Origin of the sequence: Neorhizobium huautlense, assembly GCF_030811685.1 — a bacterium.
GTDB classification, from domain to species: domain Bacteria; phylum Pseudomonadota; class Alphaproteobacteria; order Rhizobiales; family Rhizobiaceae; genus Neorhizobium; species Neorhizobium huautlense_A.
Window position 1 is genome coordinate 183,295 of the sequence record NZ_JAUSRF010000003.1, and the last position, 25,555, is coordinate 208,849.

Annotated in this window: 21 protein-coding genes; 15 read left to right on the top strand and 6 right to left on the bottom strand. The window is 59.6% G+C overall.

What is annotated here, in order from left to right:
- Positions 1-6: 6 nt before the first annotated feature.
- The 4 genes from J2T09_RS05570 to J2T09_RS05585 all read right to left on the bottom strand — a co-directional run bounded on the left by J2T09_RS05570 (position 7) and on the right by J2T09_RS05585 (position 4,437).
- Complete coding sequence (locus J2T09_RS05570) at positions 7-954, bottom strand: ABC transporter permease (protein WP_306832019.1); 948 nt, start codon at positions 952-954, stop codon at positions 7-9.
- Positions 951-1,892, bottom strand: coding sequence for an ABC transporter permease (locus tag J2T09_RS05575; RefSeq protein WP_306832021.1), 942 nt, complete (start codon positions 1,890-1,892; stop codon positions 951-953). Before J2T09_RS05575 ends, J2T09_RS05570 begins: the two co-directional genes overlap by 4 nt.
- Positions 1,889-3,349 (bottom strand): ATP-binding cassette domain-containing protein, encoded by a 1,461-nt coding sequence (locus J2T09_RS05580; RefSeq protein WP_306832023.1) that lies wholly within the window; start codon positions 3,347-3,349, stop codon positions 1,889-1,891. The genes J2T09_RS05575 and J2T09_RS05580 overlap by 4 nt, the downstream gene beginning before the upstream one ends.
- An 80-nt stretch (positions 3,350-3,429) precedes the next feature.
- Positions 3,430-4,437, bottom strand: coding sequence for an ABC transporter substrate-binding protein (locus J2T09_RS05585; protein ID WP_306832025.1), 1,008 nt, complete (start codon positions 4,435-4,437; stop codon positions 3,430-3,432).
- 513 nt (positions 4,438-4,950) lie between these two features.
- On the opposite strand from J2T09_RS05585, the gene J2T09_RS05590 reads away from it, so the two are divergent.
- From J2T09_RS05590 to J2T09_RS05625, 8 genes are all read left to right on the top strand, one after another.
- Positions 4,951-6,189 (top strand): GAF domain-containing sensor histidine kinase, encoded by a 1,239-nt coding sequence (locus tag J2T09_RS05590; RefSeq protein ID WP_306832028.1) that lies wholly within the window; start codon positions 4,951-4,953, stop codon positions 6,187-6,189.
- A complete protein-coding gene (locus J2T09_RS05595; protein ID WP_306832031.1) occupies positions 6,186-6,896 on the top strand; it encodes a response regulator transcription factor in 711 nt (236 codons plus the stop codon). The genes J2T09_RS05590 and J2T09_RS05595 overlap by 4 nt, the downstream gene beginning before the upstream one ends.
- A 253-nt stretch (positions 6,897-7,149) precedes the next feature.
- The gene (locus tag J2T09_RS05600) at positions 7,150-8,034 is read left to right on the top strand and encodes an AraC family transcriptional regulator (RefSeq protein ID WP_306832033.1); all 885 of its coding nucleotides are present in this window, start codon (positions 7,150-7,152) and stop codon (positions 8,032-8,034) included.
- 107 nt (positions 8,035-8,141) lie between these two features.
- Positions 8,142-9,053, top strand: a complete 912-nt coding sequence (locus J2T09_RS05605) for an ABC transporter substrate-binding protein (protein ID WP_306832035.1) — start codon at positions 8,142-8,144, stop codon at positions 9,051-9,053.
- A 66-nt stretch (positions 9,054-9,119) separates the two neighbouring features.
- On the top strand, positions 9,120-10,622 hold the full coding sequence (locus J2T09_RS05610) for a sugar ABC transporter ATP-binding protein (RefSeq protein ID WP_306832037.1): 1,503 nt from the start codon (positions 9,120-9,122) through the stop codon (positions 10,620-10,622).
- Positions 10,612-11,598 carry an ABC transporter permease gene (locus J2T09_RS05615; protein ID WP_306832040.1) on the top strand — a complete coding sequence of 329 codons (987 nt, stop codon included), beginning with the start codon at positions 10,612-10,614 and terminating at the stop codon, positions 11,596-11,598. The genes J2T09_RS05610 and J2T09_RS05615 overlap by 11 nt, the downstream gene beginning before the upstream one ends.
- A gap of 43 nt (positions 11,599-11,641) precedes the next feature.
- Complete coding sequence (locus J2T09_RS05620) at positions 11,642-12,373, top strand: SDR family oxidoreductase (protein ID WP_306832042.1); 732 nt, start codon at positions 11,642-11,644, stop codon at positions 12,371-12,373.
- Positions 12,374-12,458: 85 nt separating this feature from the next.
- On the top strand, positions 12,459-13,184 hold the full coding sequence (locus tag J2T09_RS05625) for an SDR family oxidoreductase (RefSeq protein WP_306832044.1): 726 nt from the start codon (positions 12,459-12,461) through the stop codon (positions 13,182-13,184).
- Here J2T09_RS05625 and J2T09_RS05630 read toward each other — a convergent pair whose 3' ends face one another.
- The gene (locus J2T09_RS05630) at positions 13,185-14,084 is read right to left on the bottom strand and encodes an AraC family transcriptional regulator (protein WP_306832046.1); all 900 of its coding nucleotides are present in this window, start codon (positions 14,082-14,084) and stop codon (positions 13,185-13,187) included.
- Between the two features lie 200 nt (positions 14,085-14,284).
- Between J2T09_RS05630 and J2T09_RS05635 the strand changes: the two genes are divergently transcribed.
- The 6 genes from J2T09_RS05635 (at position 14,285) to J2T09_RS05660 (ending at position 23,243) form a co-directional block, all read left to right on the top strand.
- Positions 14,285-15,751 (top strand): alpha-glucosidase/alpha-galactosidase, encoded by a 1,467-nt coding sequence (locus tag J2T09_RS05635; RefSeq protein ID WP_306832047.1) that lies wholly within the window; start codon positions 14,285-14,287, stop codon positions 15,749-15,751.
- 91 nt (positions 15,752-15,842) lie between these two features.
- Positions 15,843-17,930: an ABC transporter substrate-binding protein gene (locus J2T09_RS05640; RefSeq protein WP_306832049.1), complete on the top strand. Its 2,088-nt coding sequence runs from the start codon at positions 15,843-15,845 to the stop codon at positions 17,928-17,930.
- A gap of 99 nt (positions 17,931-18,029) precedes the next feature.
- Positions 18,030-19,037, top strand: a complete 1,008-nt coding sequence (locus tag J2T09_RS05645) for an ABC transporter permease (RefSeq protein ID WP_306832051.1) — start codon at positions 18,030-18,032, stop codon at positions 19,035-19,037.
- Position 19,038: 1 nt separating this feature from the next.
- Complete coding sequence (locus J2T09_RS05650) at positions 19,039-20,169, top strand: ABC transporter permease (RefSeq protein ID WP_373458379.1); 1,131 nt, start codon at positions 19,039-19,041, stop codon at positions 20,167-20,169.
- 14 nt (positions 20,170-20,183) lie between these two features.
- Positions 20,184-21,851, top strand: coding sequence for an ABC transporter ATP-binding protein (locus J2T09_RS05655; RefSeq protein WP_306832053.1), 1,668 nt, complete (start codon positions 20,184-20,186; stop codon positions 21,849-21,851).
- Positions 21,852-21,866: 15 nt separating this feature from the next.
- Positions 21,867-23,243, top strand: a complete 1,377-nt coding sequence (locus J2T09_RS05660) for an alpha-glucosidase/alpha-galactosidase (RefSeq protein WP_306832055.1) — start codon at positions 21,867-21,869, stop codon at positions 23,241-23,243.
- A gap of 15 nt (positions 23,244-23,258) precedes the next feature.
- Here the strand turns inward: J2T09_RS05660 and J2T09_RS05665 are convergent, their stop codons facing one another.
- Entirely contained in the window at positions 23,259-24,143 is an 885-nt protein-coding gene (locus J2T09_RS05665) for a helix-turn-helix domain-containing protein (RefSeq protein WP_306832441.1), read from the bottom strand.
- Positions 24,144-24,236: 93 nt separating this feature from the next.
- On the opposite strand from J2T09_RS05665, the gene J2T09_RS05670 reads away from it, so the two are divergent.
- Positions 24,237-25,511, top strand: coding sequence for an ABC transporter substrate-binding protein (locus J2T09_RS05670; protein WP_306832057.1), 1,275 nt, complete (start codon positions 24,237-24,239; stop codon positions 25,509-25,511).
- Positions 25,512-25,555: the final 44 nt, after the last annotated feature.

Below are 25,555 nucleotides of genomic sequence, written 5' to 3' on the forward strand. Positions count from 1 at the left end.
GAGTGATCAGCGGTTCGATTTTTTGCCACCGGCAAGCAGGATGACGGCGATGATGATGAAGCCGGTGAGGATGAGGCGGAAACCGGCGCCAAACCCGTAGGTGTTGAGCATGGACACCACGAGGAACATGAAGAGCGATGCGCCCCAGATGCCGGGAATGTTGGAATTGCCGCCGGCAACCGCCGTGCCGCCGATCACCACGACGGCGATCGACATCAGCAGATATTCCGAGCCCATGTTGAGTGCCGCCCCACCGGAAAAACTGGCGAGAAGATAACCGCAGACGGAGGCGAGCACGGCGCAGAGCATGTAGGTGACAAGCCGAGTTCCGTCGACCGGAATGCCGGCCATGCGGGCGGCGAAGCGGCTCTGGCCGATGGCCGAAATCCAGCGGCCATAGATGGATTTTTCCAGAAGAACCCAGGCGATGACGGAGAGCACCAGTGCCACGAGCGCGATGTTGGGAATGCCGAACAGGCCCGATGTCGCAAAACCGGCAAGCGTTTCCGGCGGTTTGATGCGCAGGCCGCGATTGCTCCAGATCGCCACCGACTGGACGATGAAACTCATCGACAGCGTGGCGATGATCGGCGGTATGCGCAGGAGCTTGATCAGGATGTAATTGCCGAGCCCGATCACGAGGCCGATGCCGATGGAGGCCATGAGGCCGAAAAGGATCATGCCGTCCTGCACGTCCATCAGCTTGAGCGCCAGCGTGCCGGACAGCGTCATGGTGGCGGGGACCGAGAGATCGATATTGCCCGGTCCCAGCGTGATGACGAACATCTGGCCGATGCCGACGATCACCGAAAAGGCGGCAAATGTCAGGGCTGCCTGCGACAGGCCGAAGGAACTGGCGCCGCCGGTGAAAAGGACGGTGGTGACCCAGACGACGATGGTGGCGGCAAACGACCAGACCCACGGTTTTTCGGTGAGGAATTTCTGCAGGGTCATTGATGTTTCTCCCGCTTTTCCAGCCGGTTGAGGGCAAGGCGCAGGGCCAGAACGACGATGAGGATGGCGCCCTGTGCGCCGATTTGCCAGTCGGGCGAGATGCGCATGAAGGACAGGAAGGAGCCGGCGAGCGTCAGCGTCAGCGCGCCGATGACGGCACCGATCGGCGACACCTTGCCGCCGACGAATTCACCGCCGCCGAGAATGACGCCGGCGATCGACAGCAGCGTATAGCGCAGGGCGATATTGGCGTCGGCCGAGGTCGTGAGACCCACCAGCGCAATACCGGCGAGGATGGCGAATAGGCCGGCCAGCGCATAGGTGGCGGCGCGGATGCCGATCACCGACCAGCCGGCGCGTTCCACCGAACGGTCATTGCCGCCGGTGCCGCGCATCAGAACGCCAAACGACGAGCGAATGACGATGTAATGGGTGACGGCTGCGATCAGGATGCTGGCAACGATCGCCATTGGCACGACCGGCGGCTTGGCGGTCATGATGGCGCGCGCCCAGGAAGGAGCGGTACCGCCGGGCGAGGGCAGAAGTAGCACGGCAAGGCCGCCCCAGACGAAACTCATGCCGAGCGTGACGACGATCGATGGCAGTTCGCGCACATGGATGAGTACGCCGATGCCGGCATAGGCGGCGATGGCGCCGATGAAGATCAGCACGCCGAGAAGCGGCGAGGTCTGCAATACGGTGGCGGCCACGCAGGCGCAAAAACTGACGAATGTGCCCATCGACAGATCGAGATCGTTGACGGACATGATCAGCATCTGCGCGATCGTCGCCAGCGCGATCGGAACGGCGAGGTTGAACAGCAGGTTGAGGCCGGTATAGCTCATCGCCCGCGGCTGCATGTAGAAGACGGCGGCCAGCAGCAATGCCAGCGAGGCGGCGGGAATGATCAGGCGGATGGTGCCGGAAGACAGTTTCATGCGGCTTCTCCTTCGCTGAAGGATGCGGCGAGCACGTTTTTTTCGCTGATCTCATCGCCAACCAGTTCGGCAACGATGGCGCCCTCGCGAAAGACGTAGACACGGTCGCAAAGGCGGATCTCGTCCATTTCGGTCGAATACCAGATGAAGGTGCGGCCATTGGCGGCCTCGGAGCGCAGGATTTCGTAGACTTCCTGCTTGGTGCCGATATCGACACCGCGCATCGGATCATCCATCAGCACTGTCGAGGCGGTGGTCGCCAGCGCCCGGGCAAAAAGCACCTTTTGCTGGTTGCCGCCCGAAAGCGACAGGATGCGGTTTTGCATGTCCGGCGTGCGGATCTCGATACGCTGTTTCCATCCGGAGCCAAGCGTGGCTTCCCGGCTGTCACTCACCATCTTTCGGGACGACAGCTGTCCGAGCGAGGCGATCGACAGGTTTTTCAGAATGCTCCAGAGCGGAAACGTGCCGTTGAGGCTGCGGTCGCCGGCAACGAAGGCGATCTCGCGTTTGCGGCTCGGCCACCAGTTGCTGTTGTGTTCAAGATAGAGGTCCAGCAGGGCGTCGGTCTGGCCGTGGCCGCCGAGACCGGCAAGGCCGATCATCTCGCCGCGATAGGCTTGAAAAGCGATGCCGTGCCGTGGATGCGGCGGCATGGACAATACCGGAGCGCCTGTCCGCTCGGTCACCTTGCGTGAAAACTCCTGCTCGCGCACGACATTGCCCATCGCCTCCACAAGGCTATGGGTGTTGAACGCCTTTGCCGCACGATCGGCCACCACGCGGCCGTCCTTCATCACCACGATGCGGTCGGAGGTGGAGAGGATTTCGCCGAGAATATGCGAGATCAGCAGCACCGAGCCGCCTTCGCCGATAAAGGTGCGGATATAGGTCATCAACTGGGCGGCAAGGCCGGCATCCAGCGAGGAGGTCGGTTCGTCGAGAATGACGAGTTTCGGCCTCTGGTTCAGCCCGGCAAAACTGATGGCGATTTCCACCATCTGCCGTTCGGCGATCGACAGGTCGTCGACCGTGCTGTCGCAATCGATGGCGTGGCCGGGAAAAATTTTCTGCAACTGGCCTCGGACGAGTTCGCCAGCGCGGCTGCGCCAGTTCCAGCCCTTCAGTTCCGCATGCATGATACGGGCGTTTTCATTGACGGTGAGATTGGGGCAGAGCGACAGTTCCTGAAAGACGCAGCGCACGCCGCTCGCACGGGCCGCCGAAATGCCATGGACGGCACTGCCGCCATAGGTGAGCGTGCCCTCATGCGGAGAAAGCCCGCCATTAATGACATTGACAATGGTCGATTTGCCGGCGCCGTTATGGCCAACAAGCCCGACACATTCGCCGGAATGGATCACGAGGTCGGCGCCATCGAGCGCCTTGACGGCACCGAACGTCACCTTGATGGCACGGGCAGCCACCACCTCTTTGCGTTGCAAGGGTTCTGTCATGCGATCGCTATCGTTTCTGTGTCGCAAGGGTGTGCCGGGACGATGGGCGGGCGCTTTCGCCCCGGCGGCCTGAAATGCCTTTACTTGGCGTTGATGACCTTCTGGGCATCTTCAAGCGAATATTCGACATTCGCTACGCCACCCTTCTGGGTGTTCTTCAGGTTGTCTTCCAGATTGTCCTGGTCGATCCGCAGGAAGGGCACGACGAGGTCCTTCTTGACTTCCTTGCCGTCGAGGATCTGCTGCGCAACCCAGAAGGCGAGCGTCGAGACGCCAGGCGCGATGGAGACCGACATGGTCTCGTAACCGTCCTTGTCCTTCTGGGTCTTCCACCACACGAGTTCGTCCTCGCGATTGCCCATGACGATAGTCGGGGTCGGGCGTTTGGCGGCGGCGAAAGCCTGTGCCGCACCATAACCATCGCCACCCTGGGTCACGACGGCTGCCACTTCCGGCAGGCTCGGCAGAACGCCGGCGACGGCGCGCTGGGCAACGTCCTGCGCCCAGTCGCCGTTGACGGAACCGACCACCTTGAACTGCGGGTTCTTTTTCACGCCGACCTCGATGCCGGCATGGATTTCGTCATCGACGGACACGCCGGCAAGGCCGCGGATTTCGAGAAGATTTCCGCCCTTGGGCAGTTTCTTGGCGAGGTAATCGATCTGGCTTTCGCCCATCGCCTTGAAATCGACGGCGATACGCCAGGCGCAGGGTTCGGTCACGATGCCGTCGAAGGAAACGACGGTGATGCCGGCATCACAGGCTTCCTTGATGGCACCATTGAGCGCGGTCGGCGATGCGGCGTTGATGACGATCGCATCATAACCCTGCAGGATCATGTTCTGGATCTGCGCTGCCTGTTCGGTCGCCTGGTTTTCCGCCGTGGTGAACGGATCGGCTGCCGCGACCACACCCTTGGAAACGGCTTCCTTGGTGATCTTGTCCCAGCTGGTCAGCATCGCCTGACGCCAGGAATTGCCGGCATAGTTGTTGGACAGTGCGATCTTCTTGGACGACGTATCGGCAAAGGCCGTGCCGCCAAGGCAAGCGAAGGCGACGGATGCCGCCAGCATTATTCTGATGGTCATGATTTCCTCCCAAAAATCCCAAAATATCTTCGGGCCGCTCCTCAACGGTTGTCCGCAGATAATCATTGCCCTGAGCCCCTCTTGCTCAGTAAATCGAGAATGGAGGAGAATTTTCACGTTGTATAGGCGCATATGAGCACCGCTTTTGCGGGAGTACGTCAACGATCTGCGGGTTCCCGCAGGACAAGCTGAAAAAGCTGGCGTTAGAGTGGTTCATTGTTAAATGGGACCAGTTCTGTTGGCTCAAACGGAGTTGGCTGGGCGCATGGCCGGCGCGCGCCGTAGCCAAAGCATACGGCCAAGCCGGCCATGCGATCAGACGGCCCGTTTCAGCCAACCCGTAGGGCCGGGCATCTTTCCGCCGGGATCAGCGGCGATCGGCTCGCACGTACACACGTGGTATGCGCTTCGCCAATCGCCACTGCCCCGACGAAAACCTGCTCCGGCAGAACTGGTTCCATTTAACAATGAACCACTCTAAATGATGTGAAGGACTGGGAGGAGGTCCAAACCATGCTCGATCTGGGGCGCAATGCGCTGTTCGACCGCTATCTCGGCATTTCGAGGCTGTTGGCGGGTCAGCTGGATTTCAACGCGATCATCCAGGCGGTGGCCGAGGAAATCCGGCACATCATTCCGCATGATCATCTCGATGTCTGCATCAAGATGGTGCACGGCAAATACCATATCGCCTATGAAAGCGGGCTTGAAACCGCCTGGAGCCGACAGCCGCCAGCGCTCCTGAGCGGCAGTCCCATCCGCACGCTGCTGGCCGGCGAGGTGGATTTTCTGCTGGCTGATGACGCCTGCAACGATCCGCGCTTTCATTTCGAGGGCGCTTTTTCCAGCCCGATCATCGAACTTTCCCTACACAGTCGCGTGCATGTCCCCCTGAAGGCGCAGGGCGATGTGATCGGCGCGTTGAGCTGTTCGTCGCGGCAGATCGGTCGCTACGGTATGGAGGATGTCGAAAAGGCGCGTGCGGTGGCGGACCTGCTGGCGCCCTATTTCTTCGCGCTACGTGCCGCCGAACAGGCCAAGCTTTCGGCCGTGATCGAAACCGAAGCGCGGGCGCGGGAAGAAGGCTTGCGGCTGGGTGCACTGAAACTGACCGAAGCACTTGAGGCGGAACGGCAGCGCATCGGCATGGACCTGCACGACCAGACACTGGCCGATCTGACGCGCCTGACCCGTCGCATCGAGCGGCTGACGGGTGAGGGGACGATACAGGGCGACGCGCTGGAACCGTTCTGCCGTGCCTTGCAGCAATGCATGCACGACCTGCGTCAGATCATCGAGGAGGCAAAACCCACCGTCTTGCAGCTTTTCGGCGTGGCCGAAGCGATCGAAAACCATCTGGAACGTTCGGTGCGCGAAAGCGGTCTGCCGGTACGCTGGCAGGTGATCGATCTGGCGGGCGATACGCTTGTCGATCTCGACCGCACCGTTGCGACTGCGCTGTTTCGTATCGTTCAGGAGGCGGTCAATAACGCCATCCGCCATGGGCAGCCGGGCATGGTGACCGTGACCTTGCGGGCCGCCGATAGTGCGGTCTCGCTTGAGGTCAGCGATGATGGGGGCGGATGGGTGTCGTCTCATGATCTGCCGGGGCGCGGTATCGACAACATGAAGACACGGGCAAGGCTGATTTCGGCCCGACTGGAAATGGCGGCAAATGCCGGGGGAAAGGGTACGATGGTGAAGGTGACGCTTCCGCTCAAACATGCAGTAAAGACGGAGGCTGCGGAATGAAGGTGCTAATCATCGAGGATGACGCTCTGCATCGCTCCTATCTGAATGAAGCGGTGCGCGCGGCGCTGCCGGAATGCGATGCGGTGACGGAGAGCGAAAACGGTCGGCTGGGGGAGGTCGATGCGCGAAAACTGCGTGCCGAATTTGTGGTGATGGACCTGCAAATGAGCGAGCGCAACGGCATCGAGGCCGCGCGTACCATCTGGCGGGAAAGGCCGGATACGAAAATCCTGTTCTGGTCCAATTATTCCGACGAGGCCTATGTGCGTGGTGTTTCGCGGATCGTTCCGGAAGGTGCGACCTATGGTTATGTGCTGAAATCCACATCCGAAGAGCGCCTGAAACTGGCCTTGCGCAGCGTTTTTCTGGAATCGCAATGCGTGATCGATCGCGAGGTGCGCGGCATCCAGCAGAAGGGCATGGGGTCCGGGCACGGGCTGAGCGATGCCGAATACGAGATCCTTGTCGATGTTGCGCTGGGTCTGACCGACAAGACCATCGCAAGCCGCAAAAAGCTTTCGCTGCGCACCGTGCAGAACCGCCTGCAGCAGCTTTATGAAAAACTCGAGGTCTATCAGGAGACCGGCGATGACGAGAGCCGGTACAATCTCCGCACGCGCGCTGTCGCCGTCGCCTTGATGCGGCGCGTTCTGAATGCGAGCGCTGTCGAGCGCGCCGAGCGCGATTTTCTGGACGAGTTGAATTAGCCGAAAGACTCTTGAAGTCGCGGTTTTTCGACCCGAACGGCTGTGTTTAGAATGACCGAATGCCGGTTCCGTTCACGGATTTGATGTTTGCAGGTGCGAACAAATGCATCTCAAAAAAGTATCAGTTAAATTTTGGTCATGATGTAGATCGCCTGATATTCCGATGTTTATGATCCTGCCAAAGATCAAATCTGCAAAGTCGGAGGTTTGCAGATTTCGATGAATATCCGTGCGCTCTTTGGGAGGAGATGCTGTGCAACCCGATCTGGAACTGGTCCATATCCGCAAGGGCGAATCTTTCGCAGCCTGGACGCATGGCTATCCGTTCCGCACGGTTCGCTGGCATTATCATCCCGAATTCGAAATACATCTCGTCGTCGCGACCTCCGGCCGTTTTTACATCGGCGATCATATCGGCCGCTTCGGACCGGGCCAGCTGATCATGACCGGGCCGAACCTGCCGCAGAACTGGATCTCCGAAATCGAACCGGATGAAATCGTGCCGGCCCGCTCTCTGGTCATCCAGTTCCCGCAAAAATTCATCGATGACAGTATTGCCGGCATGGTGGAGATGGAGGCGATCGTACCGCTTCTCGAGCGCAGCCATCGCGGCCTGCTGTTCGACAATGCCACCAGTGACCGGGTGCGGCCGCTGATCGAACAACTGATCGAAACACGCGGCATTCGGCGGCTGGCACTGTTCTGGGAAATCCTCGACGTTCTGGCGACCGCGCCGGAACCGGAAGTGCTGGCCAGCCTGAGCTACGAACTCGACCTTTCCAACATCAATGAAAGCGGCATCAACCGCGCCATCGCCCATCTTCGCGAGCACCTGACCGACGATATCGATGAACGCGATCTGGCCGATATGGTCGGGCACAGCCCGAGTTCGTTTTCGAGGGCGTTCAAGCGCCATACCGGCACGACGCTGGTGCGCTACCGAAATCAGTTACGTGTCGACCTTGCCTGTCTGGCTCTGGTGACACGTCCCGACGTGAGAGTTGCCGAAATTTGTTATGAAATCGGCTTCTCCAATCTTTCCAATTTCAACCGGCATTTCCAGAAGCTCAAGGGAATGCCGCCTTCGCAATTCCGCGCGACTTTCGCGGCCAATGGAGCCTTCAAAGCCGCCGAATAGGCCAGACAACTGAATGCCCCAGATCGGGGAAGATCAATTCGGAAAGCGTGGTGCTTTCCGGAAGCGGACAGGTGTTGCCTGCCGTTGTCCAAAGGGAGGAATATCGGATGAAAAAGACACTGACCGCGCTGTCGATCGCCGTCGCCACGCTGACCGCAAGCTCGGCCCTGGCGCAGGATGCCAAGCTGAAGATCGGCATGACCTTTCAGGAAATGAACAACCCCTATTTTGTCTCGATGAAGGAAGCACTGGACGAGGCAGCGAAGTCGTTGGGCGCGGAAGTCGTCGTGACCGATGCCGGCCATGACGTTGCCAAGCAGATTTCCGATGTCGAGGACATGCTGCAGCAGAAGATCGACATCCTGCTGCTCAACCCGACGGACAGCGCCGGTGTCGAGGCGGCCGTCAACGCCGCCAAGGCGCAGGATGTCATCGTCGTAGCCGTTGATGCCAATGCCAATGGTCCGGTCGACACGTTTGTCGGCTCGAAGAACAAGGATGCCGGTTACCAGTCCTGCAAGGCGCTCGGCGAAGCGCTGAGCGGCGAGGGCGAAGTTGCCATTCTCGATGGCATCCCGGTCGTGCCGATCCTGCAGCGCGTCGAAGGCTGCAAAGAAGCACTGGCCGAGTTCAAGGGCATCAAGCTGGTCGATACGCAGAATGGTCGTCAGGACCGCTCGGTCGCGCTCGGCGTCGTCGAAAACATGCTGCAGTCCCGTCCGAACCTGAAGGGCATCTTCTCCGTCAATGACGGTGGTGCCATGGGTGCGCTTGCGGCCATCCAGGGCTCCGGCCGCGACGTCAAGCTGACCTCGGTCGACGGTGCACCAGAAGCGGTAAAGGCGATCGCCGATGGCACGCCGTTCATCCAGACCACCGCACAGTTCCCGCGTGACCAGATCCGCGTCGGCCTCGCCATGGCGCTTGCACAGAAATGGGGTGCCCGCGTCGTGCCGAAGGAAGTGCCGATCGATGTTCGCCCTGTCACCAAGGAAAACGCTGCCGAATTCAGCTGGTAAGCGCCTCCCGAGCGCCCTCGCTTTTTGGCGGGGGCGACTTTTCCAAACAGAATGTGGGAGGAAGCGATGCTGGAATTGCGTGGCATCAAGAAAAGTTTCGGGCGTATCGAGGTCCTGCATGGGGTCGATCTCACCGTGCAGGCGGGCGAGGTCCACGCGCTGCTGGGTGAAAACGGCGCCGGTAAATCGACACTGATGAAGATCCTGTGCGGTCTTATCAAGCCGAGCGAAGGCGAAGTTCGCATCGATGGCGAGGTCCGAAATTTCAGCGATTACAATGAAGCGATCGATGCTGGTGTCGGCGTCGTTTTCCAGGAATTTTCGCTGGTTCCTTACCTGAACGCCGTCGAAAACATGTTTTTGGCCCGCGAGTTGAGCAATGGTCTAGGCTTCATCAGGCGGGCGGCGATGCGCAAGCGGGCAGCCGAAATCATGAAACAGCTCGGCATTTCCATTCCGCTCAACGTGCCGATCCGCAATCTTTCGGTTGCCGAACAGCAGTTCGTCGAAATCGCCAAGGCCTTGGCGCTCGATGCGCGCATTCTGGTGCTGGACGAGCCGACCGCAACGCTGACGCCGGCAGAAGTCGAGCACCTGTTCCACGTCATGCGTAGCTTGCGAGAGCAGGGCGTGGCGATCATCTTCATCTCGCATCACCTCGAAGAAATCTTCGAGATTTGCGATCGCATCACCGTGCTGCGCGATGGCGAATATGTCGCCTCGTGTGACGTCAGCGATGTCGATCAGGCGCGGCTCGTTGAAATGATGGTCGGACGCCGGATCGAAAACAGCTTTCCGCCCAAACCGGCCATCGCCGTTGACGCAAAAAACGTTCTCGAGATCGAGGAAGTGCAGCTTGCCAAGGGTGGGCCGGTTTCGAGTTTTTCCGTTCGGGAAGGCGAAATTCTGGGCTTTGCCGGCCTCGTCGGCTCCGGCCGCACGGAAACGGTTCTCGCCATGCTCGGAGCCTATTCGGCTGCGCGCTGCAAGCTGCGGATGAACGGTATCGAAATCCGGTTTGCCGATCCGTCACAGGCGCTGGAAGCGGGCATCGGCCTTCTGCCGGAAAGCCGCAAGGAACAGGGGCTGATCACCAGTTTCCCGATCCTGCACAATGTCTCTCTCAACAACTATGGCAAATATCTGCTTGGCCATTTCTTCATCAATCGCGCCCGCGAGCTGGGGGATACACGAAAGGCCATGCAGCAGGTGCGTGTGAAGGCGCCAAGCCCGTTTGCCCGCGTCGATACGCTGTCGGGCGGTAACCAGCAGAAGGTCGTGATCGCCCGCTGGATCAACCACTCAATGAAAGTGCTGATCTTCGACGAGCCGACACGCGGCATCGATGTCGGCGCCAAGGCAGAGATCTATCAGCTCATGCGCGATTTCACCGCGCGTGGCTATTCCATCATCATGATTTCGTCGGAACTGCCTGAGGTCATCGGCATGTCCGACCGGGTCTGTGTGTTCCGCTCGGGCGGCATCGTCGCGACAGTCGAGGGTGACGCCATCAATTCCGAAGAGATCATGACCCACGCAACAACCGGGAGGACACACCATGTCGCATGACGCTGACACTATCACCGGCGGACAGGCGGACACCTCCGCCACGCCAATCTGGAAATCGATGATCCATTCGCCACTGGCTTTGCCGCTGGCCGGCCTGATCGTCGTTTCGGTCCTGATGGGCTTTGCCTCGGACAATTTCTTTTCCGTGTCGAACATCCTCAACGTGTTGAGGCAGGTCTCGATCGTCGCAATCCTCGCCGTCGGCATGACCTTCGTTATCCTCACCGGCGGTATCGATTTGTCCGTCGGTGCCTTGATGGCGCTGGCCGGCACGATGGCGGCTGGCATGATGGTGCATTTCGGCTTACCCGGCTGGGCGGGGCTGATGGCCGGCATCGGCATCGCTGTCGGGCTTGGCCTGTTCAACGGCCTTCTGGTCGCCTATGGCCGCATGCCGGCGATCATCGTCACGCTCGCCACGATGGGCATCGCCCGTGGCGCCGGCCTGATCTATTCCGGCGGTTATCCCATCTCGGGCCTGCCCTCGTGGATTTCCTGGTTCGGCGTCGGCCGCATCGGCATCATTCCGGTGCCCGTCATCGCCATGGTGATCGTTTATGCACTCGCCTGGGTTCTCTTGGAACGCACCGCCTTTGGCCGCCATGTCTATGCGATCGGCGGCAACGAGACGGCGGCAAAGCTTTCGGGCGTAAAAACCGGCCGCATCAAGATCGCCGTTTACGTCATTTCCGGCCTGACGGCGGGTCTCGCCGCCATCATTCTCACAGGCCGCCTGATGTCCGGCCAGCCCAATGCCGGTGTCGGTTTCGAACTCGATGCCATTGCCGCCGTCGTTCTCGGTGGCACGGCGATTGCCGGTGGTCGTGGCCTTATCCTCGGAACGCTGATCGGTGCGGTGCTGCTCGGCATCCTCAACAACGGCCTCAACCTGATGGGCATCAACCCGTACCTGCAGGACATTATTCGCGGCTTCATCATCCTGCTTGCCATCTACATCGCCCGCGAATGGCGCTGATCCACCACACCATCAATCCATTTTCAAACACAGGAGAAACACCATGGCTCAATCCCTCGAGGGCAAGATTGCCGTCATCACCGGTGCCGCTTCCGGCATTGGCCTCGCCACCACTGAAAAGCTTCTGGAGAACGGCTGCACGGTTGTGATGGTCGACTGGAACGAAAAGGCGCTGAACGAACTGGTCGCCAAGCTCGGAGACAAGGCCATCCCGCAGGTCACCAATCTGCTCGATGCCGATAGCTGCGCCGCGATGATCCCGGAAATCCTCAAGAAGGTCGATCATATCGACATCCTCTATTGCAATGCCGGCACTTATATCGGTGGCGACCTGACGGAGACGACGGCCGAAGAAATCGACCGCATGCTCAACCTCAACATCAACGCCGTGATGAAGAACGTGCATGCCGTCGTGCCACATATGAGCGAACGCAAGACCGGCGACATCATCGTCACCAGCTCGATCGCCGGCCATTTCCCGACCCATTGGGAGCCGGTTTATGCGGGTTCGAAATGGGCGATCACCTGCTTCGTGCAGACCATGCGCCGCCAGATGATCCCGCATGGCGTGCGTGTGTCGCAGGTGTCTCCCGGCCCGGTCTTGTCCGCGCTGCTGGCCGATTGGCCGGAAGAAAACCTGCGCAAGGCCAAGGAATCGGGCAGCATCATCGAGCCGTCCGAAGTGGCCGATGCCATTGAATATATCCTCACCCGCAATCGCAACGTGACGATCCGCGACATGTTGGTTCTGCCGACCAATTTCGATCGCGTCTGATTTTTGCACATGCCGTCGCGCCGTGCCTGCGGGCATGGCGCGATCCGGCATTGCGGGCTCCGATATTTATAACAGGGAGGAAATCATGCAATTTTCAGGACAATCCGTCATCATCACCGGGGCCGGCAAGGGCATCGGCCGTGCTTGCGCGCGTATCATGGCGGAGCGGGGCGCCGAGGTGATTGCGCTCAGTCGCACGGCGTCGGATCTCGACAGTTTGCGTGAGGAAATCGGCGGTCGTTCGATTGCTGTCGATCTTGCCGATCCGGCGGCGACACGCCGGGCGATGGCGGAAGCCGGTACGGCCGATTTCCTGATCAACAGCGCCGGCATCAACGTGCTGGAATCGAGTTTCGACATGACCGAGGCCGGGTATGAAGCCGTGATGGGCATCAACCTGCGGGCCGCTCTCATCACCTGCCAGGAGTTTGGTCGCGCCCGCGTGGCGGCCGGCGGTGGTGGCGCCATCGTCAACATCACATCTATCGCCGGTCATCGCGGGTTTACCGAGCACCTTTGTTACGCCGCTTCTAAAGCCGGTCTTGAAGGCGCCACCCGCGTTTTGGCCAAGGAATTCGGCCCACATGGCATTCGCGTCAATGCTGTGGCCCCGACCATCACCCTGACGGAACTGGCGCTTGCGGCATGGAGTGATCCGGCAAAATCCGCGCCGATGATGGTGCGTCATCCGATCGGCCGTTTTGCCGAAGTGGATGATGTGGCGCGCACGATTGCGACGCTGCTGTCACCGGACACGGCGATGGTCAATGGCGCGGTCTTGAGCGTCGATGGTGGTTTTCTCGCCGTCTGATCAGCTGCGTTTGCGGTCGCTCGCGACACTCGCATACATGCCGGTGGTTCGAAAATCGCTGGGATTGGTGCCGTAGAGCCGCCGGAACACTTTTGAGAAATAGTTTGCATCATCAAAGCCGCAGAGCGCCGAAACCTCCTTGATCGGCATGTCGGCGGCCTTGGTCAGTAGTTTGGCGGCGCGGCGCAGGCGTCGCTGAAGTACGAATTCGGCGGGCGGCAGGCCTTCGTTGGCGGCAAAGATGCGGGAAAAATGGGCGCGGCTGAGGCCCGCCACCTCCGCCAGATCGCTCACTAAAAGCCGCTGGTCGAGATGGCTTTCGATGTGGCTCAGCACGTGCTGCATGGTCCGGTATTCCTGGCTGAAATTCGGGTGCGAGCCAAAAACATCGTCATACAGCGTCATCGCTGCTTCATAGGCGATGGCGGATGCCAGGCCCGGCGTTTCGCCACCGGTGACCAGACGGTGGCAACAATAGGCGAGATGATCGATCGTCTGCGGCTGCAAGTGCAGGATCGGTCCGGTGATCGACAGGATCGAGCGATGGATGCGCAGGGCCTCTTCGCCGTTCATGGAAATCCAGAAGAACTCCCACTCGTCGCCCGGTTCCAGCCAGTAACGATGATTGTGCGGCACCAGCACCAAGAGGGTCTCGCCGGGTTTCACCTGCATATTGCGGTTTTCATAACGCAGATTGCCGCGCCCGCTGATGCAGTGCTGCAGAACGGTGAAGGGAGCCTGACCGCGCCGACGCCCATCCCAATCGTAGGCAATGTCGCGCCTGATCTCGTAACCGCTGCTGGTCGGCATCGTGTGCAACGTCTGGCGACCGCGTGGCAGTGTGACGGAGCGGGTGGCCGGACCGGCATCGATCAGGTTTTTGAGCACAAAATTACCCATGATAGCATAATCCTTCTCTGGTCCGTCGTTTGATAATACGCATAATCGCATTCCGAGGAGAAGGTTAAGGGAGGGCCTGCGCAAACGAATTTCGCGGAATACAGTCACTTATCGGCGTTCCGTCTACTGGAATGCGATCGGTTTTATGTTGCCGTGTTTGCGTGCGCCACCTTTTGAGGATCGCTAGGAGGAATTGCCCGATGGGTTTCAAAATCGCTATCATCGGCGCGGGAAGCGTCGGTTTCACCAAAAAACTGTTCACCGATATTCTCTGCGTTCCGGAATTTCAGGACGTCGAATTTTCGCTGACCGATCTCAGCGAACGTAATCTGGGCATGATCCGCGAGATCCTGCAGACGATAATAGACGCCAACAAACTGCCCGCCAAGGTGACGGCGACGACCGATCGCCGTCAGGCGCTGACGGGCGCGCGCTACATCATCAGCTGCGTGCGGGTCGGCGGGCTGGAAGCCTATGCGGATGACATCGCCATCCCGCTGAAATACGGTATCGACCAGTGCGTGGGTGACACGATCTGCGCCGGCGGCATTCTGTATGGACAGCGCAACATTCCGGTCATTCTCGATTTCTGCAAGGATATCCGCGAAGTCGCCGAGCCGGGCGCGAAATTCCTAAACTATGCCAACCCGATGGCCATGAATACATGGGCTGCGATCGAATACGGCAAGGTCGATACGGTGGGGCTGTGCCACGGCGTGCAGCATGGCGCCGAACAGATCGCCGAGGTTTTAGGGGCCAAATCGCTCGATGAACTCGATTACATCTGCTCCGGCATCAACCACCAGACATGGTTCACCGAACTCAAGCTGAATGGCCGAAAGATCGGCAAGGACGAACTGGTTACCGCCTTCGAAACGCATCCGGTGTTCTCGCAGCAGGAAAAGCTGCGCATCGATGTGCTGAAACGGTTTGGCGTCTATTCGACCGAGAGCAACGGCCATTTGTCGGAATACCTGCCATGGTATCGCAAGCGGCCGGAGGAAATTTCCCGCTGGATCGACATGTCGGACTGGATCCACGGAGAAACCGGCGGTTACCTGCGTCACTCGACCGAAACCCGCAACTGGTTCGAAACCGAGTTCCCGCAGTTTCTCGAGCAGGCGAAAAAGCCGATCGATCCCGCCAAACGCTCCAACGAACATGCCAGCCACATTATCGAGGCGCTGGAGACGGGACGTGTCTATCGCGGCCATTTCAACGTCAAGAACAATGGCGTGATCACCAACCTGCCGGCCGATGCGATCATCGAATCCCCCGGTTTTGTCGATCGCTTTGGCATCAACATGGTCTCGGGCATCACCATTCCGGAAGCGTGTGCTGCCACCTGCATGGCATCGATCAATGTCCAGCGCATGTCGGTTCATGCCGCCGTGACCGGCGATATCGATCTTCTGAAACTCGCCGTGCTGCATGATCCGCTGGTCGGTGCCGTCGCCACTCCGGAGGAGGTCTGGCAGATGGTCGACGAGATGGTTGTGGCGCAGGCCCGCTGGCTGCCGCAATATGCCGATGCCGTACCGGCTGCCAAGGAGAGGCTCGCGCATTCCACCGTCAAGACACGTGACTGGCAGGGTGCCGCACGCCGCAATGTCCGGTCCATCGAAGAGCTTCGCGTAGAAAAGGCCGCAATGAAAAAGGCAGGCTAGAACTTTTAAAAGGCCGTGCCCCGGAGGAGCGGGTCACGGCCTCATCGCCATGAAGGCAAGGCAGGCCGACTGCCGTCAGGGAGGAATGACGATGCCGTTTCAGACCAGAATTTCGACCATTGCCGCGCTCAGTCTCGGCGTTTCGTTCATCGCTGTAAGCGCCCATGCGTTCGAGCCGACCACGCCGCCGGAGCCGCCAAAGTTTCCGGCAGAAGGCAAGGCCACCTATGTGCCGCGCGATTCCATTCTCGAATTCAAGGCGCTGCCGCAATACAGCCAGCCGGAATGGGTTGCCGAAAAATTCGAAAAGACCGGCAAGCTGCCGCCGCTGAAGGACCGTCTGCCGGAAGAGCCGCTGGTCTACAAGACCGGCAACATGCCGGATGGCGTCGGCGTTTACGGCGATACGATGCGCCATGTGGTCGGCGGTCGGCCGGAAGGCTGGAACTATATTGCCGGCCAGAGCCAGGGCTGGGGCGGCATCGATATCGCGCTTTCCGAGTGCCTGACGCGCACCGCGCCGCTGTTTCAGGTCAATGCCGCCGATACCGAACCGCTGCCCAACCTCGCCAAAAGCTGGGAGTGGTCAGAGGACGGTCACAAGCTGACCATGCATCTGGTCAAGGGTGCCAAATGGTCGGATGGCGAAGCTTTTAACGCCGATGACGTGATGTTCTATTGGGAGGATGCCGTTCTCGATCCGCAGGTCTCGCCATTGGGCGGCGGTGCGTCGCCGGAAGCATTTGGCGAGGGCACGACGCTGAAGAAGATCGACGACTACACCGTCGAGTGGACGTTCAAGGCGGCGTTTCCGAAACAGTATCTCTACACGATGGCCTATCCGACCTTCTGCCCCGGTCCGTCGCATCTGTTGAAGCCGCAGCATCCGAAATATTCCAAGAACACCTATAACCAGTTCAAGAACGCCTTCCCGCCGGAGTTCATGAACATGCCGGTCATGGGGGCTTGGGTGCCCGTCAGCTATCGGTCGGATGATATCATCGTGCTGCGGCGTAACCCGTATTACTGGAAGGTCGATGAGAAGGGCCAGCAGCTGCCTTATCTCGATGAGCTGCATTACAAGCTCTCGACATGGGCCGACCGTGACGTGCAGGCGGTGGCCGGTTCCGGTGACATTTCCAACCTCGAGCAGCCGGAAAACTTTGTCGCCTCGCTGAAACGCGCAGCGGATGAAAACGCGCCGGCGCGTCTCGCCTTCGGCCCGCGCCTCACCGGCTACAATCTCTTGATGAATTTTTCCGCCAACGGCTGGGGTGATCCGGATGAACGCGGTCAGGCGATCCGCGAACTCAACCGCAATCCGGAATTCCGCAAGGCCGTCACCTCCGCGATCGATCGTAAGGCGGTGGGTGACTCGCTGGTGAAGGGGCCGTTCACGGCCATCTATCCGGGCGGGCTTTCCTCCGGCACGAGTTTTTACGATCGCGCATCCACTGTCTATTACCCCTTCAACCTCGAGGAGGCCAAGGAGGCGCTAAAGAAGATCGGCTTGGTCGATACCGACAATGACGGTTTCGTCAATTTCCCGGCAGGGACCGCGGGCGGCAAGAATGTCGAGATCGTGCTGCTGGTCAACAATGGTTATGCCACCGACAAGAGCCTTGCCGAAGGGCTGGTGGGCCAGATGGCCAAGCTCGGTATCCGCATCGTTCTCAATACGCTCGATTCCAACCAGCGTGATGCAAAACATTACGGCGGACAGTTCGATTGGGCGGTTCGCCGCAACAGCACAGAACTGTTTTCAGTGGTGCAGAACTCGGAACAGCTGGCACCGGTCGGCCCGCGCACCAGCTGGAACCACCGCGCGCCGGAGGGCAAGCCGGTCGACATGATGCCGTTCGAACAGGACATGGTGGATGTCGTGAACAAGTTCACTGCCTCGCAGGACAATGCCGAAAAGGCGGAACTGATGAAGCAGTACCAAAAACTCTACACCGAAAATCTCTACACGATCGGCCTGACGGAATATCCGGGCGCTCTCATCATCAACAAGCGCTTCTCCAATGTTCCCGCCGGCACGCCGATCAACATGTTCAACTGGGCCGAGGACGCCATCATCCGCGAGCGCATGTGGGTGGCGAAAGACAAGCAGGGCAAATACGAACTGTTTGCCGAACAGCTGCCCGGCAAGCCCGGTGATAAGGGCCCGACCCAGTAATCTCCCTCCCAGAAGAAGTCCCGGTCGCGCGTGAAGCGCGGCCGGAGAGGACATTGTTCGGGCGCTTATCACGCACCCGTAGAAAGGAGAGAGACGGAAATGTTGAGATTTCTGTTGACCCGCATCGGCTCGGCCATCCCGGTCCTGCTCATCCTGAGCGTGGTAACATTCGCCATCATTCAGGCCCCGCCCGGCGATTATGCCGATTACATCCGCTCGCAGCTGATGAACCAAGGCGGCGCATCTTTCGAACAGGCGCAAGCGCAGGCGCAGGCCTATCGTGTCGAACACGGCCTCGATCAGCCGATGGTGGTGCAGTATTTCAACTGGATCACCGGCATCATCACCCGCGGCGATTTCGGCTACAGCTTTTATTACAACAAGCCCGTTGCCGAAGTGGTGGGGGAACGCCTGCCGCGCACGCTGGCGCTGGCCGTCGTCTGCCATATCCTCGCATCGCTGTTCGGCATCGGTTTCGGCATCTGGGCGGCAACCCGCCAGTATTCCTGGATCGACAATGTCCTGTCGGTCGTCTCCTTCCTCGGCATGACCATTCCGCGCTTCCTGATGGCGCTGGTGCTCGTCTATTTCATGGTGTTTCACTACGACGTTTCGGAGATCGGCAGTTTCTTCTCGCCGCAATATGGCGGCGCGCCGTGGTCCTGGGCAAAATTCGTGGATCTGGTCAGCCATGTTTGGCCGGTGGTGGCGATCGCCGTGTTCGGTGGCCTTGCCTACAACATGCGCGTCATGCGCGGCAACCTGCTGGATACGCTGAACGCCCAATATGTCGAGACGGCACGGGCCAAGGGGCTGTCGGAAGGTGCTGTCATCATGCGCCACGCGGTGCCCAATGCGGTGCATCCGCTCGTCATGTATCAGGGTGTCGTGCTGCCCTACATGCTGTCGGGTGAAATCGAGACCGCCATCATCTTCTCTCTGCCGACTGTCGGGCCCGCCATCGTTGGTTCCATGGCGGTGGGCGACGTTTATGTCACCGCCACCTTCATGATGGTGCTCGCGGCAACGCTGGTCGTCGGCAATATCATCGCCGACATGCTGCTCGCCTTGCTCGACCCGCGCGTTCGCGAATTCGGGAGGGCGTGAGATGACCGCAATCGATCAAACCACCACCAAGATGATCACGCCGGCTGCCGAACCGCAGCATGCCAACGAAAGTTATGTCGCGCTGGTCTGGCGTCGTTTCCGCCGCTCGGTCACCGGCATGATCGGGCTGGCGCTTGTCGCCCTCTTGTTTCTCATCGCTGTCTTCGCCAATTTTTTCGCGCCGATGGACCCGATGGAAACCCATGCGAGCTTTTCGCCGCCTCAGGCCATCAGCTTTACCGACAAGGAAGGCGCCTTCAGCATTTTCCCGCGCGTTTATGCCACGGCGGAAACAGAGGAGCTTGATCCCGTCACGTTTCAGCCGATTGTCGGCCCGGATTACGACAACCCGCATTATCTCGGCTTCTTTGTGAAAGGCGCGGAATACAATCTGTTTGGCCTGATCCCGGTGGACCGCCATTTCTTTGGCGCCACCGATGGCCAGCCGGTGCATTTTCTCGGCACCGACAAATTCGGCCGTGATGTTCTGTCGCGCGCCATCCACGGTTCGCGCATTTCGCTCGCCATCGCGCTGAGCGTGGTGTTCATCGTCACCGTCATCGGCACCACGGTCGGCCTCGTCTCCGGTTATTTCGGTGGCGCGGCGGATACCTGGATCCAGCGTTTCGTCGAGGTCGTATTGGCCTTCCCGCAACTGCCGCTTTATCTGGCGCTGACCTCGCTCATCCCGGTCACGGCACCAACGCATGTCTTCCTGACATTCGTGGTCGTGGTCATGTCGGCGCTCGGCTGGGCGCAGATGTCGCGAGAAGTGCGCGGCAAGTCGATGGCGTTGTCCCGCATCGATTATGTGCTTGCCGCGATTGCTGTCGGCGCCACCGATCGCCGCATCATCTTCCAGCACATCCTGCCCAATGTGATGAGCCACGTGATCGTGTCGGTCACGCTGCATATTCCGAGCGTCGTGCTGCTGGAATCCTTTCTCGGCTTCCTCGGCTTTGCGGTCAAACCGCCGCTCATCTCCTGGGGCCTGATGCTGCAGGATACATCCACCTATTCCGTCATCGGGTCCTATCCGTGGATCCTCGCCCCCGTCGGCTTCGTGCTGGTCACCGTTTTTGCGTTCAATGCGCTGGGTGACGGTCTGCGCGATGCGGTCGATCCCTATTGAGCGGAGGACAGAACATGGCTTTGGCAATCGTCAACAATTACGCACCGCTCGACCGCTTCGATCATGACGCACAGAAGGGCACCCCGATCATCGATGCCCGCAATGTCGGCGTCACCTTCAAGGTGGAGCATGGCACGGTGGAAGCGGTGAAGGATATTTCCTTCCAGCTTTATCGCGGCGAAACCATCGCCATCGTCGGTGAGTCCGGTTCGGGGAAATCGGTGACGGCGCGCACGGTGATGGGGCTATTGTCGAAACGCGCGACCATATCGCCCAAGGCGACGGTTGGTTTCAACGGCGACAATATCCTGAAATTTTCGCCGCGTGCCCGCCGTGCGCTGCGCGGCAACCGTATTTCGATGATCTTTCAGGAGCCGATGAGTTCGCTCAATCCGCTCTACACGGTGGGCAGTCAGATCGTCGAAGCCATCCGCGCTCATAACCGGGTCAACCGAAATGATGCGGAAGCCAAGGCGCTCGATCTGCTGAAACAGGTGCAGATTCCCGAGCCGGAAGCGCGGTTGAAACAATATCCGCACCAGCTTTCCGGCGGCCAGCGCCAGCGCGTGATGATCGCCATGGCGCTCTCCAACGATCCAGACGTGCTGATCGCCGACGAACCGACCACGGCGCTCGACGTGACGGTGCAGGCGCAGATCCTCAACCTCATCCGCGAGCTGCAGAAACAGCGCGGCATGGCGGTGGTGCTGATCACCCACGACCTGACGATCGTGAAGAAGTTTTCCGACTACGTTTACGTCATGCAGCACGGGGAAATGCGCGAGCACAACACGACCGAGCGCATTTTCGCCGATCCGCGCCATCCCTACACCAAGAAGCTGCTTGGCTCGGAGCCGCATGGCCGCGCCGGACCACTGCCGACCGATGCCGATGTGCTTCTATCCGCCAATGGCGTGAGGGTGTCGTTCATGATGCGCCATGGCGGCGTCTTCAAGCCGGACCTGCGCGAACTGGTGGCGGTCGACAGTCTTGGCCTCACGCTCCGCCGGCATGAAACGTTGGGCATTGTCGGTGAATCCGGCTCGGGCAAGACCACGTTCGGCCAGTCGTTGCTGCGGCTGAACCAACCGACGAAGGCCGAAATCACCTTTGCAGGAGAACGGATCGACGGTCATACGCGCACACAGATGCGGCCCTTGCGGGCGAAAATGCAGATCGTGTTTCAGGACCCGTTTTCCTCGCTCAACCCGCGCATGACGATCGGCCAGATCATCGAGGAAGGTCTGGTGGTCAACGGGCTTGGCAAGACGAGAGCGGAAAGGCTGGACCGCGTGCGCGAGGCGCTCGATGCGGCCGGCATGCCGACCAATATCCTGTCGCGTTTTCCGCACGAATTTTCCGGTGGCCAAAGGCAGCGTATCGCCATTGCCCGCGCGGTGGCGTTGGAGCCGGAATTCATCCTGCTCGATGAACCGACCTCGGCGCTCGACCTGTCGGTGCAGGCGCAGATCATCGAACTCCTGCGAAAGCTGCAGGATGAACGTGGCCTCAGCTACCTGTTCATCAGCCATGACCTGAAAGTGGTACGCGCACTCTGCCACCGCGTCATCGTCATGCAGAACGGCCACATCGTGGAAGAGGGGTCTGTCGAAGATGTGCTGACCAATCCCAAAACCGAATACACGCAGCGGCTGGTGAAGGCCGCTTTCGAAATCGCCTGATTGTCGGAGGAACGCATGACAGGACATCCCAAAATCACATTCATCGGCGCCGGTTCGACGGTGTTCATGAAGAACATCATCGGCGACGTATTGCAGCGGCCGGCCCTTTCCGAGGCGCATATCGCGCTGATGGACATCAATCCGCAGCGGCTGGAAGAAAGCGCCATCGTCGTCAACAAGCTGATCTCGACGCTCGGCGTCAAGGCGACGGCGGAAACGTTTACCGATCAGCGCAAAGCACTGGCCAATGCCGATTTCGTCGTCGTCGCCTTCCAGATCGGCGGTTATGAACCCTGCACCGTCACCGATTTCGAACTGCCGAAAAAATACGGGCTACGCCAGACGATTGCCGATACTTTAGGCGTCGGCGGCATCATGCGCGGGCTTCGCACCGTGCCGCATCTCTGGAAGATTTGTGAGGACATGCTCGCCGTCTGCCCGAATGCGATCATGCTGCAATATGTGAACCCGATGGCGATCAATACCTGGGCGATCGCGGAAAAATACCCGACCATCCGGCAGGTGGGGCTTTGCCACTCGGTACAGGGCACTGCGATGGAACTCGCCCACGATCTGGATATTCCTTATGAGGAAATCCGCTACCGTTCGGCCGGCATCAACCACATGGCGTTTTATCTGGAATTCGAGCATCGCCAGAAGGACGGCAGCTATCGCGACCTCTATCCGGACCTGTTGCGCGGTTACCGCGAGGGCAAGGCACCAAAGCCCACATGGAACCCGCGTTGCCCCAACAAGGTGCGGTACGAGATGCTGACGCGGCTCGGGTATTTCGTCACCGAAAGCTCGGAGCATTTTGCCGAATACACACCCTATTTCATCAAGGAAGGCCGCGAGGACCTGATCGAGAAATTCGGCATTCCGCTCGATGAATATCCAAAACGTTGCATCGAGCAGATCGACAAGTGGAAAAACCAGGCGGATGCCTATCGCTCGGCTGAAAAGATCGAGGTCAAGCAGTCCAAGGAATATGCGTCCTCGATCATCAACTCGGTCTGGACGGGCGAACCCTCGGTCATCTACGGCAACCAACGCAACAATGGTTGCATCACCTCGCTGCCGTTCAATTGCGCCGCGGAAGTCGCCTGCCTCGTCGATCACAACGGCATCCAGCCGACATTTGTCGGTGATCTGCCGCCGCAGCTGACGGCGCTGATGCGCACGAATATCAACGTGCAGGAACTGACCGTTCAGGCACTGATGACGGAAAATCGCGAGCACATTTTCCATGCCGCGATGATGGATCCGCACACGGCCGCCGAACTCGATCTCGACCAGATCTGGTCGCTGACCGAGGATCTTTTGAAGGCACACCGCGACTGGCTGCCGGCATGGACGCAGAGCGCACCCGTCCGTCAGGCAAAGGCAAGCTGACCCAACCAGCCTGCTTCAACCCGCCGCGGCACGCGTGTCGCGGCGGAAATCCGAGGGCGGCATGCCGGCGGTGGAGCGAAACGCCTTGTTGAAAGCGCTCACAGAACCGAAGCCGCTGTCCATTGCCACCTGCAGAATGCTGTCGCCGCTATGCATCAGTTTTGCCTGCGCATGCGAAAGCCTGAGCAGCGTCAGATATTTGATCAGCGTCATGCCGGTCGATTTGCGAAACAGGTTCATCGCATATTTGGGATGCAGTTTTGCCGCCTCGGCAATGTCCGTCGCATCCAGTTCTTCGAGAAAATTGGCGGCAATGAAGTCGCACATCTTTACGACGGCGGGCGAGGGCGCACCGGTTTCCGTCGATGAGGCGCGCATCTCTCCGGATGCAATCGTCTCGTAGGGTTCCATAAAGATCCGTTCGACGCGCAGAAGCAGTTCTTCCACCGCATGTTGCGCCTTCATCTCTTCACCCGATGTCACATAGCGGAACCAGCGCGGAAAATTTTCGCGGTCGGCGGCGTCGGTCTGCGAGGTCAGCATCGTCGCGCCTCCCATCAGCATGGCGGAAACGCTGGCGGGCAGGCGCATGCGGAAAAAATGCACGAGCGGCAGATGCGCGCCGGCATAGATGGAATCGCGTGAGGACTCGTCCATCCGGTGCGGCTGTCCGCCCCAGAACAAGCCGATCTGCCCGGCGTGCAGCGTCAGATCATGCCCACCCATGCGGTAATGCACATGCCCGCGCATGATATAATTGACCTCGACCTGCGCGTGCCAGTGCGGCCGCAGCATGACGCGTGGATGCCCGTGAAAGAATTGCAGCGTTGTCGGCATGCCTTCGATGCTGCTCGCACCCGGCTGGTAAAAAGCCTTTTCGTCGATCTTACTTTCCGACAGGTCCGTGTTCCCTTTGTACGAGACAGAGTTATGCCGATCGGTAATCTGCTCATGTTCGTGGAGGAACAGCAATTGAAAAAAGGGAGGTTTTCAATGCGCTACAGGTTTCTTGGCGCGACGGTATCGCTTGCTCTTCTGGCAACCGGGCCGGCCGCCGCGCAGTCGACGGAAATTACCATCTGGAGCTGGAACGTTGCCGCTTCGGCACTGAAATCCACGCTTGAGGGGTTCAACAAGAAATACCCCGATATCAAGGTGACGGTGCAGGACCTCGGCAATGACCAGGTTTTTGACAAGTCACTGGCTGCCTGTGCGGCTGGCGGTGATGGCCTGCCGGATATCGTCACCATCGAGAATTTTGAGGCGGAGCTGTTCTGGAATCGGTTCCCGGATTGTTTCACCGATCTGACAGCGCTCGGTTATACGCCGGAACAGCAGGCGCTTTTCCCGGAGTTCAAACGGACCGAACTGGAGGTCGATGGTGCGGCCTATGCGATGCCATGGGATTCCGGTCCGGTCGCAGTCTTCTATCGCCGTGACTTCTATGAAAAGGCAGGCGTCGATCCGGCCACGATCAAGACCTGGGACGATTTTCTTAGCGCCGGCAAGAAGGTCATGGAGGCCAACCCCGGCACGGTGATGGCACAGGCCGATTTCAACGGCGACAGCGAATGGTTCCGCATGCTCTCCAACGAGCAGGGCTGCGGTTACTTTTCGACCGATGGACAGGCGATCACCATCAATCAGCCGGCCTGCGTCGCCACGCTCGACAAGATCAAGCAGATGAAGGATGCCGGCATCATCACCGCCGCCATCTGGGACGAAAAGATCCAGGCGAACACGGCCGGCCGCACTGCCAGCCAGGTTTTTGGTGCCTGGTATGAAGGCACGATCCGTTCGGGCTCGCCCGATCTTGCCGGTAAATGGGGCGTTTATCCCATGCCGAGCCTGACGGCCGATGGCCCGCGCGCCGCCAATCTCGGCGGTTCGTCGCTTGCCATCAGCGAGGCTTCGGAAAACAAGGAAGCCGCTTTCAAGTTCATCGAATATGCGCTGACCACCAATGAAGGCCAGGTTTCGATGCTGAAATCCTTCGGTCTCGTACCGTCGCTTCTGTCGGCGGTCGAGGATCCCTTCGTCAAGGAAAAGCAGGCCTATTGGGGCGATCAGGCGGTATGGGCCGATATTCTCGCCACCCTGCCAAAGATCAAGCCGGCGCGCGGCACCGCATTCCAGGCGGATGCGGATGGTGTCTACAAGGCGGTGCAGGCGAAATATTTTGCCAATGGCTACCCGGATGCCAAGACGGCGCTCGACGATGCCGCCAAGCAGATCGAGACGGCCACCGGCCTTCCCATCGCGGAATGAGCAATCCGGCCGGGCGCCTTGTCGTGCCCGGCCGACCCTCGACC